Genomic DNA, 14,243 nt, shown 5'->3' with positions numbered 1-14,243 from the left:
GCGGGTGGCGGTGGTTTCAACCGCCATGCACATCCTTCTACAGGGACATCGTTACTGGCTGGTTACGGAGTCCTAAAGCAAAGCTTAAAATGCGTGTTAAGTTGACGGTATCGCCTGTCAGGCCGTTGTTTTTTCAGTGTCGCTGCGTAGGAAGTTGATGATGCCGGAGAAGTCCTCGCCGCCATGGCCCAGCGCTTCGAACCGGCTGTAAAGTTCAGCCGCCTGAGCGCCAAGCGGCGTTTCCGCACCGGCCGATCCTGCCGCTTCCTGGGCGAGTTTCAGATCCTTTAGCATCAAAGCTGCGGCGAAGCCCGGCTTGTATTCGCGATTGGCCGGCGAGGTCGGCACAGGGCCGGGAACCGGGCAGTTGGTGGTGATCGCCCAGCATTGGCCGGATGAAGTCGAAGCCACGTCGAACAGCGCCTGATGCGACAGGCCAAGCTTTTCGCCGAGCACAAAGGCTTCCGCTGCTGCGATCATCGACACGCCTAGGATCATGTTGTTGCAGATCTTGGCAGCCTGTCCGGCACCCGCATCGCCGCAATGAACCGAGCGCTTGCCCATGCGCTCCAGGATCGGCTCGGCCTTTTCGAACGCGTCCTTGGCGCCGCCCGCCATGAAGGTCAGCGTTCCCGCCTGCGCGCCTACCGTGCCGCCGGAAACCGGCGCGTCAACTGACAGCATGCCGTTCTCGGCTGCGATCGCATGCGCCTGACGGGCGGAGTCCACGTCGATCGTCGAGGAGTCGATGAACAGCGTGCCCGGCTTCGCCTTGGCGACAACGTCGTTGTATACGGAAACCACATGCTTGCCGGCCGGCAGCATGGTCACCACCACATCAGCCGTCGCCACCGCCGAGGCCGCATCGCCGACGACCTTCACGCCATTTGCCCCGGCCGTCTTCAGATTGTCCTCGACGAGATCAAAGCCGAGCACATCGTAGCCGGACTTCACGAGGTTCGCGGCCATGGGGTTGCCCATATTGCCGAGGCCGATGAATGCGATGGTGGTCATGGTGAGGGTCCTCCGGAAGTAAGCGAATAGGTGAGTAGGTGAATATGGGATTAGGGAAAGGCGAGGGCGGCGAGCTTCTTCAGCCCTATTCGTTTACTCGCTTATTGCCCTAATTCCTCCCCTTCACCTCCCAATCAAACTCCGCGCGATAATCACGCGCATGATCTCGTTGGTGCCTTCGAGAATCTGGTGAACGCGCAGATCGCGCACCAGCTTTTCGATGCCGTAATCATGCAGATAGCCGTAGCCGCCATGCACCTGCAGGGCGTCGTTGACGACCTCAAAGCCGGTGTCGGTCACGAAGCGTTTGGCCATCGCCGACCATTTACCGGCGTCATGCGCCTTGGCGTCGAGCTTGGCGGCGGCGGTGTAAAGGAAGATGCGGGCGGCTTGCAGCGAAGTTTCCATGTCGGCCAGCTTGAACTGCAGCGACTGGAAGCGGTCGATGGTTTGGCCGAAGGCCTTGCGTTCGCCGGCATAGGTCAGCGCCTTGTCGAGCGCGGACTGAGCACCGCCCAGCGAACAGGCCGCGATGTTGAGGCGGCCGCCATCAAGACCCGCCATGGCGATGTGGAAGCCGGCACCTTCACCGCTAAGCACGTTTTCGGCCGGCACTTCGCAGTCGGTGAAGATGACTTGCCGTGTGGGCTGCATCTTCCAGCCCATCTTCTGTTCTTCCGGTCCAAACGACAGGCCGGGCGTGCCTTTCTCGATCACGAAGGTCGAAACGCCTTTCGGGCCATCCTCGCCGGTGCGCGCCATCACGACGTAAAGCTCGTTCTCGCCGGCGCCTGAGATGAACTGCTTGGTGCCGTTCAGCACGTAAGAGTCGCCATTGCCGCCTGAACGAACGGCTTTGGTGCGCAGCGCTGCGGCGTCAGAGCCTGCGCCCGGCTCGGTCAGCGCATAGCTCGCCAGCCACTCCATGGAGGTCAGCTTCGGCAGAAAGCGCTGGCGCTGCGCTTCGTCGCCGAAGCGGTCGATCATCCATGCGCCCATATTGTGGATCGAGATGAAGGACGAGAAGGCAGGGCAGGCCGCCGCGAGCGCTTCGAAGATCAGGACGGCATCCAGACGCGTCAGCGCGGAACCGCCGACATCGTCATTGACATAAATGCCGCCGAGGCCGAGCGCCGCCGTTTCGCGCACCACATCGCTTGGAAAGTAGCCCTTGCGATCCCAGTCGAGCGCATGCGGCGCCACCCAGTCGGCCGCGAACGCCTGCACCATTTCCTGGATCGCACGCTGGTCCGAGTTCAGTTCGAACTGGCCCGATGCCGTATCAACCGCCGCGTCCATGGTATCCTCCCAATCTGCGCGTGTCTTGCCGATCCTAGTCAATTCGCCCGATGCTTCCAATCCGCATCGGCGCACAAAGGCTGTGCGCGACCGAACAAGCAAACAAACGTTTGACCAGCAAGTGTCGCGGCTGTCGATAAAGCAGTTTGTCCTTCGGGATCAAGGCATGATTGCCCAATCGCATGCCTATCCGGACATGCGCTTAGGATCGCAGGCACTCAGTACTCAGCCGAAGAGGAAGGCGTGAAACGGGTTCTTTTCGTCGAGGAGCAGCTTAATCGCCAGCGCCACGCAAGTGACAACCAGCAGCGGCCGGATGAGCCGCGAGCCGACCCGCATGGCTAGCATCGCGCCAAGTCGAGCGCCGATAAACTGGGCGACGCCCATTACCAGCCCGGCCTTCCATGAGATCACACCGACCAGCGCGAATGCGCCGAAGCTGCCGACATTGGAGGCAAAATTCAGCAGCTTTGTATGTGCCGTCGCCTTCAACAGGCCGTAACCGGCAAGGGTCACGAAGGCCAGCATGAAGAAAGAGCCGGTGCCTGGCCCGAACAGCCCATCATAAAAGCCGATCAGCGGAACAACCGTCAGGCCAAAGAGGAACGGCGTCATGCGCTGGGCGCGATCGACATCATCCATCGAGGGTTTCAAAGCGAAGTAGAGGGCAATCGCAACAAGGAGAACGGGAAGCACCAGTTGCAGCCATTCGCCCGGTAGAACGGCAGCCAGCAAGGCACCGAAGATGCCGCCGACGCCGGATGCAATGGCCGATGGAAGCTGGCCGCGCAGGTCGACATGCCCTTTTTGCGCATAGGCGATGGTGGAGGATGCCGAGCCGAACAAGCCCTGCAGCTTGTTGGTGCCAAGCGCTTCGACCGGCGGGAAGCCGGCCAGCAACAGAACCGGCACGGTCACCATGCCACCACCGCCGGCAATGGAATCGATGAAGCCGGCAAGAAAGGCCGCCAAGGCAAGAATGGCCAGGAGGTGGAAAGTTAGTTCAGGCATGAGGATGTAACTCGCAGCGGATTGAGGCATAAAGCATCGAACAGTTCGGCGATAGCCGCCGCCGCAGCGATGCGCGTGCCGTCATATGCCTGGCCGAACCGAATAATGGGGATTGGAGCAAACCATGCCGCAGGGGCTTATCAATAAACTGATGTCCGTCTTCAACGGTCAAACAGCCGTCGAGCGCGTTGCGGAAGATCCCGTCCTGACGGCTGAACTGCTGCTGCTTTTCCGCATGATCCTGGCCGATGGCGAGATCTCCGAAGCCGAACTCGATACACTTCGCCGGATCTGCAAGGAGTCCTTCGGCATCGACGAAGCCGATCTGGACGATGTCGTCGATTATCTGCGGACCTATGGCTACGAGACCACGATTGCCCAATCCCTGGCAGTGTTCCGCCGCCTCGATCATGACCGGAAGCAACTTCTGGCGCGCAACATGGTGGCTATCGCCAAAGCCGACCGGGCGCTTGGAAAACAGGAAGTTCAGCTGCTGGCACGCGCACTGAAATTACTCGAGATCGAGCCGTCCGAGATCCTCAGCACGCCGCGTTGATACGGGCAGCTCTGGCAGCGAGCGCCCTATCCAAATCTGGCGCGGCCGCCACCAAAGCTTTGGCCGCGTCGGATTGCGGATGGTCGAGGATCGCATGAGTTTCCCCGCGCTCGACGATCCGGCCGTCATGCATGACCATAACTTCGTCGGTGATGGCCCGCGCCACCGTCAGATCATGTGTGATGAAGAGGTATGCGACGCCGAGCCGTTCATTCAGCTCAGCGAAAAGATCCAGCACCTGCGCGCGGATCGACACGTCGAGCGCTGAAACCGGCTCGTCGGCCACGATCAGCTTGGGGCGGGTGATGACGGCGCGTGCGATCGAGAGGCGCTGGCGTTGGCCGCCTGAGAATTCATGCGGATATTTGTTCATGTCGGCGGGTTTGAGGCCGACATCATCCAGAGCCTTTGACACCAGCGCCCGGCGTTCTTCCCGCGACGGTTTGGTTTGCAGAAGGTGCAGCGGCTCGGCCACCAGTCGCTCTACGCGGTGGCGCGGATTGAAGGAGCCGTAGGGGTCTTGGAAAACGACCTGCATGTTGCGGCGAGCGTCACGAAGGTCACGGTCTTTGCTTGTTTCCAGCCGGTGGCCATCGAAGGTGATCGAGCCGGAAGAGGGGCGATCGAGCGCCAGGATCATCCGCGCCAACGTTGACTTGCCACAACCGGACCGCCCGACAAGGGCAACGGACTGACCGGGATGCACGGTGAAGGACACATCATCAACGGCGCGAAACGGTTTCTCGCGCGAGAACAGACCAGTTCGCCGCCCGGCATAGTCGCGGGTGACGGACTGGACGGTGAGGAGAGGCGGCAAGGTGACACCCCCCTCTGCCCTGCCGGGCATCTCCCCCTCATGGAGGGAGAAAGGCGACTGTACCGCTGCTGTTCTTACAGGGGACGTCTGTTTGATGTGCTCCTGATGGCTCTGTGCTCCAAGGGGGCGCTGGACGTTCGATGAAGGTCCTATGTCCCCCCTTGAGGGGGAGATGCCCGGCAGGGCAGAGGGGGGTATGCTGCGCCGGTTGCTGGGCACATGCGCAGACGCCTCCGCAAGCTGCGCCGTATAAGGATGCGCCTTCGCCGTCAGCACCGCCGACGTTTCACCGCTCTCAATCACCTCGCCGTGGCGCATGATCGTGATGTGGTCGGCCATCTCGGCGACGACAGCCAGATCATGGCTGATCAGCAGCAGCCCCATGTCTCGTTCGTCGACCAGATCGCGAAGAAGGTCGAGGATCTGCTTCTGCAGCACGACGTCGAGCGCCGTGGTTGGCTCATCCGCCACCAGCAGCTTCGGTTTCAGCGCGCAGGCAATTGCGATCACCACACGCTGGCGCTGGCCGCCGGATAGCTGGTGCGGATAGCGCGTCAGCGGGAACTTGGACTGCGGCAGGCCGACGCGGTCGAGCATCGCGGCTGCGCGGCTTTCGGCATCAGCGCGGCTCGCTTTGGTGTGCCAGCGGATGCCTTCCGCCACCTGTTCGCCGATCGTCTTCACCGGGTTCAGCGCCGTCATCGGCTCTTGGAACACCATGCCGATATCATCGCCGCGCAGCGCCAGCATCTCGGCTTCGGTGGCATGAAGGATGTCCTTGCCATCGAAGGTGATGCGCCCACCGGTCTGAGCACCATGCGGCAGAAGCTGCATCAGGGTCAGCGCGGTCATGGACTTGCCGGAACCGGACTCGCCCACGACCCCCATCACCTCGCCCTTCTCAAGCTGGAGGTCGATACCCCTCAGGATCGGGAAGTTGCCGATCGACAGGGTCAGCTTTTCGATTTCCAGCAGGCTCAACGGACACGCCTCAGCCGGGGATCGAGGATGTCGCGCGCGCCATCGCCGAGCAGGTTGAGGCCGAGAACGGTGACCACGATGGCGAGGCCGGGGAAGATCGCCAAATGCGGTGCTGCCATCATGCGGGTTTGCGCATCGAACAGCATTCGGCCCCAGGACGGCATCGGCGGCTGCGTGCCGAGCCCGAGATAGGACAGGCCGGCTTCGGCCAGTATCCCGAGCGCGAACTGGATCGTGCCCTGAACCAAAAGCAGGCTGACGATGTTGGGCAGAATATGCTCGATCGTAATCAGCACCTTGCCTTTGCCTGACGCGCGCGCGGCCAGAATGAACTCGCGCGGCCAGATCGACAGCGCCCCTGCACGCGCCACCCGGGCAAAAACCGGAATGTTGAAGATGCCGATCGCGATGATCGCGTTGGTGGCACCCGGACCGAAAATCGCGGTGATCATGATAGCCGACAGCAACGCCGGAAAGGCGAAAACAAGGTCGTTGACGCGCATCAGAACTTCGTCCACCCAACCGCCGGTCGCTGCCGCATAACAGCCAAGTGGCACGCCAATCACGATGCCGATGCCGACTGCAAGGATCGCGACAGCAATGGAAGCGCGCGCGCCAACCATGATCATCGACAGGATATCGCGGCCGAAATGATCCGTGCCGAACCAGTGCTCCGCCGAAACGCCCTTCATCTTGTTCAGCACGGACAATTCGGTCGCCGAGTACGGCGTCCAGACATAAGACAGCAGCGCCATGCCGGCGATGATCAATGTAATGACGGCGCCGATTACGAAGGAGCGGTTGCCGAGCGCCAGGCGAAGGAAGCTCTGGCTCGGCGGCACTGTTTCGGCCGGAAGGGCGCTCATGCCGCCTCCCGCAACCGTGGATCGACCACGGCATAAGCAAGGTCGACCATGATGTTCACGACGATCACGGACGCCACCAGCAGCATGACCACGCCTTCCACCACGATCAAATCGCGCTGGGTGATCGCCTGGAAGATCAGCCGACCGAGGCCGGGCAGATAGAACACGTTCTCGATGATGATCGTGCCGGCCAGCAGAAACGCGAATTGAAGGCCGAGGATGGTCAACACCGGGATCATCGCATTGCGCAGCGCATGACGGCGCAACACGCGTCCGCGCGGCAGACCCTTGGCGCGCGCAGTGCGGATGTAATCTTCGCCGAGCACATCAAGCAACGCCGAACGTGTGACGCGGGCAAGAATCGCGGCTTGCGGCAGAGCCAGCGCGATCGACGGCAGGATCAGCGACTTGATGCCGTTCCAGATGCCGCCATTCCAGCCTGGAAAGCCGCCGGCAGGCAGCCATTTCAGCCAAACGGCGAAGGCATAGATCAGAAGCAGCGCGAACCAGAAGTTCGGTACGGCGACGCCGAGCTGCGCCGTGCCCATCGACAACGTGTCCGGCAAACGACCGCGTCGCGCAGCGGCAAAGATACCGACGGGAAGGGCGATGAAGGTCGAAAGCAGGAGAGACATCAGGGCAAGCGGCAGGGACACAGCCAGCCGCTCGCGGATAAGGTCGGCCACCGGCGAGGAATAGGTGTAGGAGCGTCCGAAGTCGCCGGTCAACAATCCGCCGATCCAGTGCAGATAGCGCCAGACAATCGGCTCATCGAGACCCATCTGCGCCCGCAAATTGGCGAGGGCTTCAGGGCTGCCGCTCATGCCCAACATCAACTGCGCAGGATCGCCCGGAAGAACTTCCATGACGCCGAACACCACGATCGACGCGAGCAGCAGCGTCGCCAGACCGATCAGAACGCGGTTCAGGATGTAAGCGGTCATGCGTGCAGGACCGCCGGTTGGCCGGATTGCTTGCCCTGCTGCTCCAGCTCGCTCACTCCGTCCACTTTACCTTGGTCAGGTCGTTGGCAGGGATCGGCGTGTTTTCCCACAGGCCTTCCAGCTTGGCATCCCATACGCCGACCTTTGGCAGCTGGAACAGGAAGCCGACCGGCGCATCATCGGCCAGGATCTTCTGCGCCTGGCCGTAAAGGTCCTTGCGCTTGGCCTCGTCCGCCGTTGCGTCGAGCTCCTGAATGACCTTGTTGAACGCGGGATTTTGGTAGCCGATGTAATAGTCCGGCCGCGAATAAATATCGATATCGTTCGGTTCGACATGGCTGATAACTGTCAGGTCGAAATCCTTGCCAGTAAACACCTGCTCCAGCCACTGCGCCCATTCCAGCGGGATGATCTCGAGATTGATGCCGATCTGCGCAAGCTCGGCTGCGATCACCTCGCCGCCCTGACGCGCATAAGGCGGCGGCGGCAGCTTGATCGTGGCGGAAAAGCCGTTGGCAAGCCCAGCTTCCGCCAGCAGCGCCTTGGCCTTTTCCAGATCATGCGGATAGGTGCCGATGAGATCGACATAAGCCGGATTATGCGGCGCGAAATGCGAGCCGATCGGCGTGCCGAGCCCGTTGATCGCACCGGCATTGATCTCCTCGCGGTTCAGCGCATAGGAAATCGCCTGCCGCACCAGTTTGTTGTCGAACGGCGCCTTCTTGTTGTTCATCGACAGGATCGTCTCGCCCTCGGTCGAGCCGATGACGACCTTCAACCGCGCATCCGCCTTGATCTGGTCGAGCGCCTCAGCCACCGGCGCGCTCGGGAACGCCTGGACATCGCCTGAGAGCAAGGCAGGAATAGCGGCTGCCGCATCCGGAATGATGCGAAACTCGGCCTTGTCCAGCGAAACCGGTTCGCCCCAATAATCAGGGTTCTTGACCAGCGTAATCGACGAGCCACGCGCCCAGTTCTGGAAGCGGAACGGGCCGGTCCCAACAGGCTTTTCCTTGTTGGTCGCGACACTTTCGGAACCCACGATCACCGCATCGCCCCAGCCGAGATTATACAGGAAACCGCCCTGCGGCTGCTTCAGCGTGATCTTCACCGTGGCGGGATCGACGACCTCGATCGTGTCGATCTTGGCAAACAGCGCCTTCTGCGCGTTCACCGTATCCGGCGCGATCGCCCGCTCCAGCGAGAACTTCACGTCGTCGGCGTTGAACTCCGTGCCGTCGTGGAATTTTACGCCCGTATGGAGCTTGAACGTATAGGTCTTTCCGTCCTGGGAGATCTCCCAGCTTTCCGCCAGACCGGGCAGAACCTCGCCAGTCGGCCCGATCTTGGTCAGCCCCTCGAACACGTTGGTGTAAACCACCTCGTCGATCGCAGCCGCTGCACCCGCCGTCGGATCGAGATGCGGTGGCTCCAGCACCATGCCAAGCACGAGATCGGTGCGGGCGGCAAAGGCGCAAGTGCCGGATGCCAGCACGAGCATTGTTGCAGCCAGAACGGACGTCCACTTGGTCATCGAAAAAACTCCGCAGGGTCAGGCTGGTGATTGAAGCGTGAAAGCGCGCCTGAGTAAATCGGCATTCTCGCCATACAGGCCGGTGCTGTCAGATTTCCCCACCCGCCAAGAGCCGCCGCAGCGCCAGCGCCATGACCTTGGCCGATTGCACCATGTCTTCTATGCCGACCCACTCGTCGGGCTGATGCGCCAAGTCTAGGATGCCCGGCCCGTACGCGATACAGTCATAGATGTGGCCGATGCGCGCGATGTGCTTCTGGTCGTAGGTGCCGGGTGAGATGACGTAGTCCGGCGCGCGGTCGAAGATCGCGTGAATGCCTTCCGCCACCGCCCGCACCACCGGCGCGTCGCGCTCGGTCATGGTGGGCTTCACCTCCATGAGGTCGCGGATCGTGTAATCGAATTTCGGCCGGTCCGACTTCAGCCGGTCGAGGATCGTGGTGACCTCGCTCTTCACGGCGTCCAAGTCTTCTTCCAGCAGGAAGCGGCGGTCGATCACGAGACGACAAGTGTCCGGCACAGTGGGCGAGGGCAGGCCGGGGCGGAAATCCTCGGTCTGGCCGCCATGGATGGAGTTGATGTTCATCGTGGAGCGCCGCGCGCCTTCCGGCACCACCGGCATCTCCGTCTGCTTCTTGTCGAGCGCGGGAAACAGCTCGTCTTCAAACGCCTGGAGCAGCGCGCCCATATGGCGCACGGCCGAGTCGCCCAGGAACGGCATTGAGCCATGCGCGATATGCCCCTTGGTCTCGATCTCCGCCCACCAAACGCCGCGATGGCCTAAGCAGATGCGGTCCTTGTTCAGGGGCTCCGGGATGATGACATGGTCGACGCGCGGCGCCGAGAAGTAGCCCTTGCCCGCAAGGTAGGCGACGCCGCCATAGCCGCCTGATTCTTCATCCACGGTGCCGGAAATCTCGATGGCGCCCGCAAAGTCTGGGTTCTCGGCGATGAAGACTTCGGCCGCGATGATGGAAGCCGCCAACCCGCCCTTCATGTCGCAGGTGCCACGACCATAGACGCGACCGTCCTTCACCACGCCCGCGAACGGATCGACCGTCCAGCCTTCGCCGGCTTCCACCACGTCTATATGCGAATTGAAATGAACAACCTTGCCCGGCCGCTTGCCCTCAAAGCGCGCAACGACATTGGTGCGGGGATAACGATCATTGTCGCCCGGCGTGCCTTCACCGCGCACATATTCAACCTGGAAGCCGCCGGCCTTTAGCCGCTCGCCGATATATTCGGCACAAGGCGTGTAGGCCTCGCCGGGCGGATTGATCGTCGGAAAGCGGACGAGGTCCTGGGTGAGGGCAGTGAGCTCATCGACGCGGTCGTCGATGGCGCGGAGAAGCTTGTCAGTCATATCCGCGATATCATCAGCGTCCGGATGATCTGGCAAGCCAGTCCGCAGTCGATCAACAGGCTGGGTATACCCTGATGATTCACCCGGGATTCAGTTCCTGCATCTACCATCGTCATCAACGGGAATTTGGAGGGCGAGATGGCGAAGATCTGGGCAGGGCTGGCGGTTCTTGGCATGCTGGTGGCAGCGCCAAGCCTGGCCCATGCGGCGACGGTGGTGGCGCATGTCGATGTCGCCAAGCAGGTGATGACGGTGAGCCGGCAAGGCAAGGTGCTCTATACCTGGAAGGTGTCGACGGCCCGCAAAGGCTACGACACGCCGCTCGGCACCTGGCGTCCTTACCGGATTCACCAGCTGTGGAAGTCGCGCAAGTATGATGATGCGCCGATGCCTTATGCCGTGTTCTATGATCGCGGCTGGGCGGTGCATGGCACCACGGCGGTAAGCCGGCTTGGACGCCCGGCATCGCATGGCTGCGTGCGGCTGGCGACCAGCAATGCCAAGGCGTTCTATGATCTGGTTCGCGAGGTCGGACCCGGCAACACGCGCATCATCGTCGCGAACTGAGCTTCAAGCGGGCGTGACCGGCGCGCCCGTTTTCTTCTTCTTGCGCTTGCTGATCTTCCAGCGCTTGTGGAACCACATCCACTGGCCGGGATCTTCGCGCACCCAACCCTCGACGATATCGTTGAGGAGCTGCGTGGTGCCGTTCACATCGACCCGGCCCTTGGCATCACGCGGCAGCGTCAGTGCTTCCTGGATCTCCAGACGGTAGCGATTACCGGGCAGTCGGATGCAGCGCGCGGGGTGCACGTCGCACTCATAGTTGCGCGTCAGCTTGGCCACCAGTGGGCTGCTTTCGCAGGCGCGGCCAAAGAAGGTGGTCGGCACACCCTGCATGAAGTGCTGGTCGACGAGAACGCCGACATTGCCGCTATTTTCCAAAATGCGCGCGACGCTGAACGCGACGCCGCGGCGCGATGCCAGCAGCGAACCCATCGCGCCGGAGCGGCGGCGCAGAACATAATTTGCGAAATAGGGATTGTTGGGCGGCCGAAACATCGACGTCATCTGCAGGTCGAAGGTCGCCGCCACGATCGGGAGGAACTCGAAGTTGCCGAGATGGCCGGTGAAGAACAGGCGCGGCTTTTGCTCGTCGCGCAGCCGATGGAAGATCGGCTCGCCGGCCTTGTTGATCTCGACGCGGTTTTCGCCGTTCGTGGCTGGGTTGAAGTCGAACAGCCTGTCGAGAAACACGTATTCGGCCGCCAGCCGACCCATATTGCCCCACATATCCCGGGCGATCGCGTCATGCTCTTCAGCCGATTTCTCGGGGTAGGCCTGGCTGAGATTGTCGACGGCGACCTTGTGGCGACCGGTCAGCGGCCCGAACGTGCGCGCAACCTTGTCAGCGAAATTGAGCGCCGCATCCGGTGGCGCAAGCCGCAAAAGCGCCATGACGCCGAAGACGATCTGCGCGACGATCCAGTATTGGAAAAGCTCGAAGCGATTCCTGAGGGCGGCGATGAAGACCCGCATCACACCCGCAGGATGATCTTGCCGAATACGTCGCGGCCTTCCATGCGCTTCAGCGCCGTGTCGATGTCGTCGAAGGTGACTTCGGTGTCGATCACCGGATGAACGAGACCCTGCGCCATCTTCTGCATGGCGTTGGCCATGTTTTCCATACGGCAACCGAAGGAGCCGAGCAGCTTCAGCTGCTGCTGGAACAACTGCATCAGGTTAATCTGCGTCGAGACGCCGGACGTGGAGCCGCAAGTCACGAGGCGGCCGCCCTTCTTCATAGAAAGCATGGAGCCGGCAAACGTGTCTGCGCCGACATGCTCGAACACGACATCCACGCCGCGCTTCTTGGTGAGCTTGCGCACCACGCCTTCGAAGCGGTCTTCGCGATAGTTGATGACATGATCGGCACCCAGCGCCTTGGCCGGTTCGATCTTAGCGTCCGAGCCAACGGTGGTGATGACCGTGCAGCCCATCTTCTTGGCAAGCTGGATCGCGGCCGTGCCGATGCCGGAGCCGCCGGCATGAACGAGGATCGTTTCACCGGGCTGAAGCTTGGCATTGTCGAACAGCATGTGCTCGACCGTACCGAAGGTCACCGGTGCCAGCGCTGCCGCCACATCCGACACGCCGGGAGGGGCGGGGACGAGGAGGCGGGCCGGCAGATTGATGCGCTCTTGCGCAAAGCCGTCGAGGTGGAAGCCATGCACGCCCTGTACATGCTCGCAGAGATTGTCGCGCTTCTCGACGCAGTTCTTGCAGCGGCCGCAAATGCGCGCGCCATAGATCGAGACCAACTCACCCGGTCGCAGGTTCGACACGCCGGGACCAACCGTCTCCACAACGCCTGACGCTTCCGCGCCAATCACCAGCGGCATCTTGCGCTTGGCAAAAGCCATGCCGCGCCAGCCCCATACGTCGATATGGTTGAGCGCGACGGCCTTGATCGCCACCGTGACTTCGCCAAGCTCAGGCGCGCCGGGTTCCGGAAGATCGACGGTTTCAAGCCGGCGATCTTCGATCAGTTGTAAGGCGCGCATCAGTTTGGCTCCCGTGCCAGTGCGAGGCAGGCGTTCTGGCCGCCGAAGCCGAAGGAGTTCGACAGGATCGCGCCCACATCCGCATTGCGCTTGACGTTCGGCACGACATCGAGGTCGATCGCCGGGTCCGGCTGGTCGTAATTGATGGTGGGCGGCAGCACGCCTTCCTGCATGGTGAGGAAGGAGAACACCGCCTCGACCGCACCGGCCGCCGACAGCGTATGGCCGATCATCGACTTGTTGGAGGAAACCGGAATCGACTTGATGCGCTCGCCGAACACGGTGGACAACGACAGATGCTCCATCTTGTCGTTTTCCGGCGTCGAAGTGCCGTGAGCGTTCACATAATCAATGCCGTCGATGCCGAGGCCAGCGTCTTCAAGCGCAGCCTTCACCGCTGCAATAGCCGGCGAAGCGTCAGGCTTAGAGCGGGTGCGGTGGAAATCATCGGCGCGCTCACCGCAACCTTGCAGGATGCCGAGCACCTTGGCGCCGCGCGCCCTTGCGCTTTCCAGCGATTCGAGAACAAGTGCCGCACCGCCTTCGGCCAGCACGAAGCCGTCGCGATCTCTAGAGAAAGGCCGGGATGCCTTTTCCGGCGCATCATTGTGGGTGGACAAGGCCGACAGAAGCGAGAAGCGGATCAGCGCTTCGGCAGACGCCGAACCATCGGCGCCGATTGCCAACGCACGGTCGCTCTCGCCCCGGCGAATGGCTTCGACGCCAAGCTGAATTGCCGTGGCGCCGGAAGCGCAGGCAGTCGACAGCGTGATAGGCAGACCGCGCGTGCCGAAGCGGGCTGACAGGGCGTCGGCGATGTGGCCGAACTGCGAGCTTTCAAACAGCGAGCGATCGTTGCGGGCGCGTGCGACGGACAAGAGCCGGGCGTAGCCTTCTTCCGTTTCGTCGCCCTTGTAGAGCGCGAAACGATCCGGCCACTCCATCTCGATTGGCGGGGAGGCGAGAAACAGCGGGCCGCCGAAATCCTTGCCGAGGCCTGCCTGTGCGATGGCCTCTTCGGCTGCGGTCGCCGCGAGTTCCTCGGTCAGCGCCGAGTTGCCCTTGCCGCTCGACGGCAGGAAGTCGACCATGCCGGAAATGGTGGTGCGCAGGTGATCGGTCGGGAAGCGGGTGATCGGATGGATGCCGGACTTGCCGGCGGTCAGCGCCGCCCAGTTGTCGGCCTTGCCGACGCCGAGCGAGGTCACGACGCCCAGGCCGGTGACGGCCACGATGGGCCTGCCAAGATGATCCACGGTGCTCGTCATGGTGGTTCCTTGCCGTCAGGTAG

At 62.1% G+C, this 14,243-nt stretch carries 13 protein-coding genes; 2 read left to right on the top strand and 11 right to left on the bottom strand.

The genetic code is table 11. The features are described 5' to 3' along the window. Positions 1-117: 117 nt before the first annotated feature. The 3 genes from mmsB to IE166_RS06115 form a co-directional block, all read right to left on the bottom strand. The gene (gene mmsB, locus IE166_RS06125; protein ID WP_280514868.1) at positions 118-1,065 is read right to left on the bottom strand and encodes a 3-hydroxyisobutyrate dehydrogenase; all 948 of its coding nucleotides are present in this window, start codon (positions 1,063-1,065) and stop codon (positions 118-120) included. Positions 1,066-1,137: 72 nt separating this feature from the next. Beyond that, positions 1,138-2,313 (bottom strand): acyl-CoA dehydrogenase family protein, encoded by a 1,176-nt coding sequence (locus tag IE166_RS06120; protein WP_189502531.1) that lies wholly within the window; start codon positions 2,311-2,313, stop codon positions 1,138-1,140. A gap of 225 nt (positions 2,314-2,538) precedes the next feature. After that, positions 2,539-3,324, bottom strand: coding sequence for a TSUP family transporter (locus tag IE166_RS06115; RefSeq protein ID WP_189502529.1), 786 nt, complete (start codon positions 3,322-3,324; stop codon positions 2,539-2,541). 124 nt (positions 3,325-3,448) lie between these two features. On the opposite strand from IE166_RS06115, the gene IE166_RS06110 reads away from it, so the two are divergent. After that, positions 3,449-3,880, top strand: a complete 432-nt coding sequence (locus IE166_RS06110) for a tellurite resistance TerB family protein (RefSeq protein WP_189502527.1) — start codon at positions 3,449-3,451, stop codon at positions 3,878-3,880. Here IE166_RS06110 and IE166_RS20620 read toward each other — a convergent pair. From IE166_RS20620 to IE166_RS06085, 5 genes are all read right to left on the bottom strand, one after another. Further along, complete coding sequence (locus IE166_RS20620) at positions 3,864-5,678, bottom strand: ABC transporter ATP-binding protein (RefSeq protein ID WP_189502525.1); 1,815 nt, start codon at positions 5,676-5,678, stop codon at positions 3,864-3,866. The genes IE166_RS06110 and IE166_RS20620 overlap by 17 nt on opposite strands. Then, positions 5,675-6,544 (bottom strand): ABC transporter permease, encoded by an 870-nt coding sequence (locus tag IE166_RS06100; protein ID WP_189502523.1) that lies wholly within the window; start codon positions 6,542-6,544, stop codon positions 5,675-5,677. Before IE166_RS06100 ends, IE166_RS20620 begins: the two co-directional genes overlap by 4 nt. After that, positions 6,541-7,488: an ABC transporter permease gene (locus IE166_RS06095; RefSeq protein ID WP_189502520.1), complete on the bottom strand. Its 948-nt coding sequence runs from the start codon at positions 7,486-7,488 to the stop codon at positions 6,541-6,543. The genes IE166_RS06100 and IE166_RS06095 overlap by 4 nt, the downstream gene beginning before the upstream one ends. Before the next feature lie 52 nt (positions 7,489-7,540). Next, the gene (locus tag IE166_RS06090; RefSeq protein ID WP_189502518.1) at positions 7,541-9,022 is read right to left on the bottom strand and encodes an ABC transporter substrate-binding protein; all 1,482 of its coding nucleotides are present in this window, start codon (positions 9,020-9,022) and stop codon (positions 7,541-7,543) included. Positions 9,023-9,110: 88 nt separating this feature from the next. Beyond that, complete coding sequence (locus tag IE166_RS06085; RefSeq protein ID WP_189502516.1) at positions 9,111-10,388, bottom strand: acetylornithine deacetylase/succinyl-diaminopimelate desuccinylase family protein; 1,278 nt, start codon at positions 10,386-10,388, stop codon at positions 9,111-9,113. Between the two features lie 138 nt (positions 10,389-10,526). On the opposite strand from IE166_RS06085, the gene IE166_RS06080 reads away from it, so the two are divergent. After that, a complete protein-coding gene (locus IE166_RS06080) occupies positions 10,527-10,955 on the top strand; it encodes a L,D-transpeptidase (RefSeq protein WP_189502514.1) in 429 nt (142 codons plus the stop codon). A gap of 3 nt (positions 10,956-10,958) precedes the next feature. Here the strand turns inward: IE166_RS06080 and IE166_RS06075 are convergent, their stop codons facing one another. The 3 genes from IE166_RS06075 to IE166_RS06065 are packed head-to-tail and all read right to left on the bottom strand — an operon-like array spanning position 10,959 to position 14,220. After that, on the bottom strand, positions 10,959-11,927 hold the full coding sequence (locus IE166_RS06075; RefSeq protein WP_189502512.1) for a lipid A biosynthesis lauroyl acyltransferase: 969 nt from the start codon (positions 11,925-11,927) through the stop codon (positions 10,959-10,961). Continuing rightward, positions 11,927-12,952: a zinc-binding dehydrogenase gene (locus tag IE166_RS06070; protein ID WP_189502510.1), complete on the bottom strand. Its 1,026-nt coding sequence runs from the start codon at positions 12,950-12,952 to the stop codon at positions 11,927-11,929. Before IE166_RS06070 ends, IE166_RS06075 begins: the two co-directional genes overlap by 1 nt. Next, positions 12,952-14,220, bottom strand: a complete 1,269-nt coding sequence (locus IE166_RS06065) for a beta-ketoacyl-ACP synthase (RefSeq protein WP_189502508.1) — start codon at positions 14,218-14,220, stop codon at positions 12,952-12,954. The genes IE166_RS06070 and IE166_RS06065 overlap by 1 nt, the downstream gene beginning before the upstream one ends. Positions 14,221-14,243: the final 23 nt, after the last annotated feature.

Origin of the sequence: Tianweitania populi (genome assembly GCF_014652875.1) — a bacterium.
GTDB lineage: Bacteria > Pseudomonadota > Alphaproteobacteria > Rhizobiales > Rhizobiaceae > Tianweitania > Tianweitania populi.
The sequence above is the reverse complement of the archived record's forward strand: the minus strand, read 5'-3'. Positions and strand labels throughout refer to the sequence as shown.

Excerpts from the sequence above, each read along its gene's own strand:
- IE166_RS06120 (WP_189502531.1), bottom strand. The coding sequence starts at position 2,313 with ATGGACGCGGCGGTTGATACGGCATCGGGCCAGTTCGAACTGAACTCG.
- IE166_RS06115 (WP_189502529.1), bottom strand. The coding sequence starts at position 3,324 with ATGCCTGAACTAACTTTCCACCTCCTGGCCATTCTTGCCTTGGCGGCC.
- IE166_RS06110 (WP_189502527.1), top strand. The coding sequence starts at position 3,449 with ATGCCGCAGGGGCTTATCAATAAACTGATGTCCGTCTTCAACGGTCAA.
- IE166_RS06100 (WP_189502523.1), bottom strand. The coding sequence starts at position 6,544 with ATGAGCGCCCTTCCGGCCGAAACAGTGCCGCCGAGCCAGAGCTTCCTT.
- IE166_RS06095 (WP_189502520.1), bottom strand. The coding sequence starts at position 7,488 with ATGACCGCTTACATCCTGAACCGCGTTCTGATCGGTCTGGCGACGCTG.
- IE166_RS06090 (WP_189502518.1), bottom strand. The coding sequence starts at position 9,022 with ATGACCAAGTGGACGTCCGTTCTGGCTGCAACAATGCTCGTGCTGGCA.
- IE166_RS06085 (WP_189502516.1), bottom strand. The coding sequence starts at position 10,388 with ATGACTGACAAGCTTCTCCGCGCCATCGACGACCGCGTCGATGAGCTC.
- IE166_RS06080 (WP_189502514.1), top strand. The coding sequence starts at position 10,527 with ATGGCGAAGATCTGGGCAGGGCTGGCGGTTCTTGGCATGCTGGTGGCA.
- IE166_RS06075 (WP_189502512.1), bottom strand. The coding sequence starts at position 11,927 with ATGCGGGTCTTCATCGCCGCCCTCAGGAATCGCTTCGAGCTTTTCCAA.
- IE166_RS06070 (WP_189502510.1), bottom strand. The coding sequence starts at position 12,952 with ATGCGCGCCTTACAACTGATCGAAGATCGCCGGCTTGAAACCGTCGAT.
- IE166_RS06065 (WP_189502508.1), bottom strand. The coding sequence starts at position 14,220 with ATGACGAGCACCGTGGATCATCTTGGCAGGCCCATCGTGGCCGTCACC.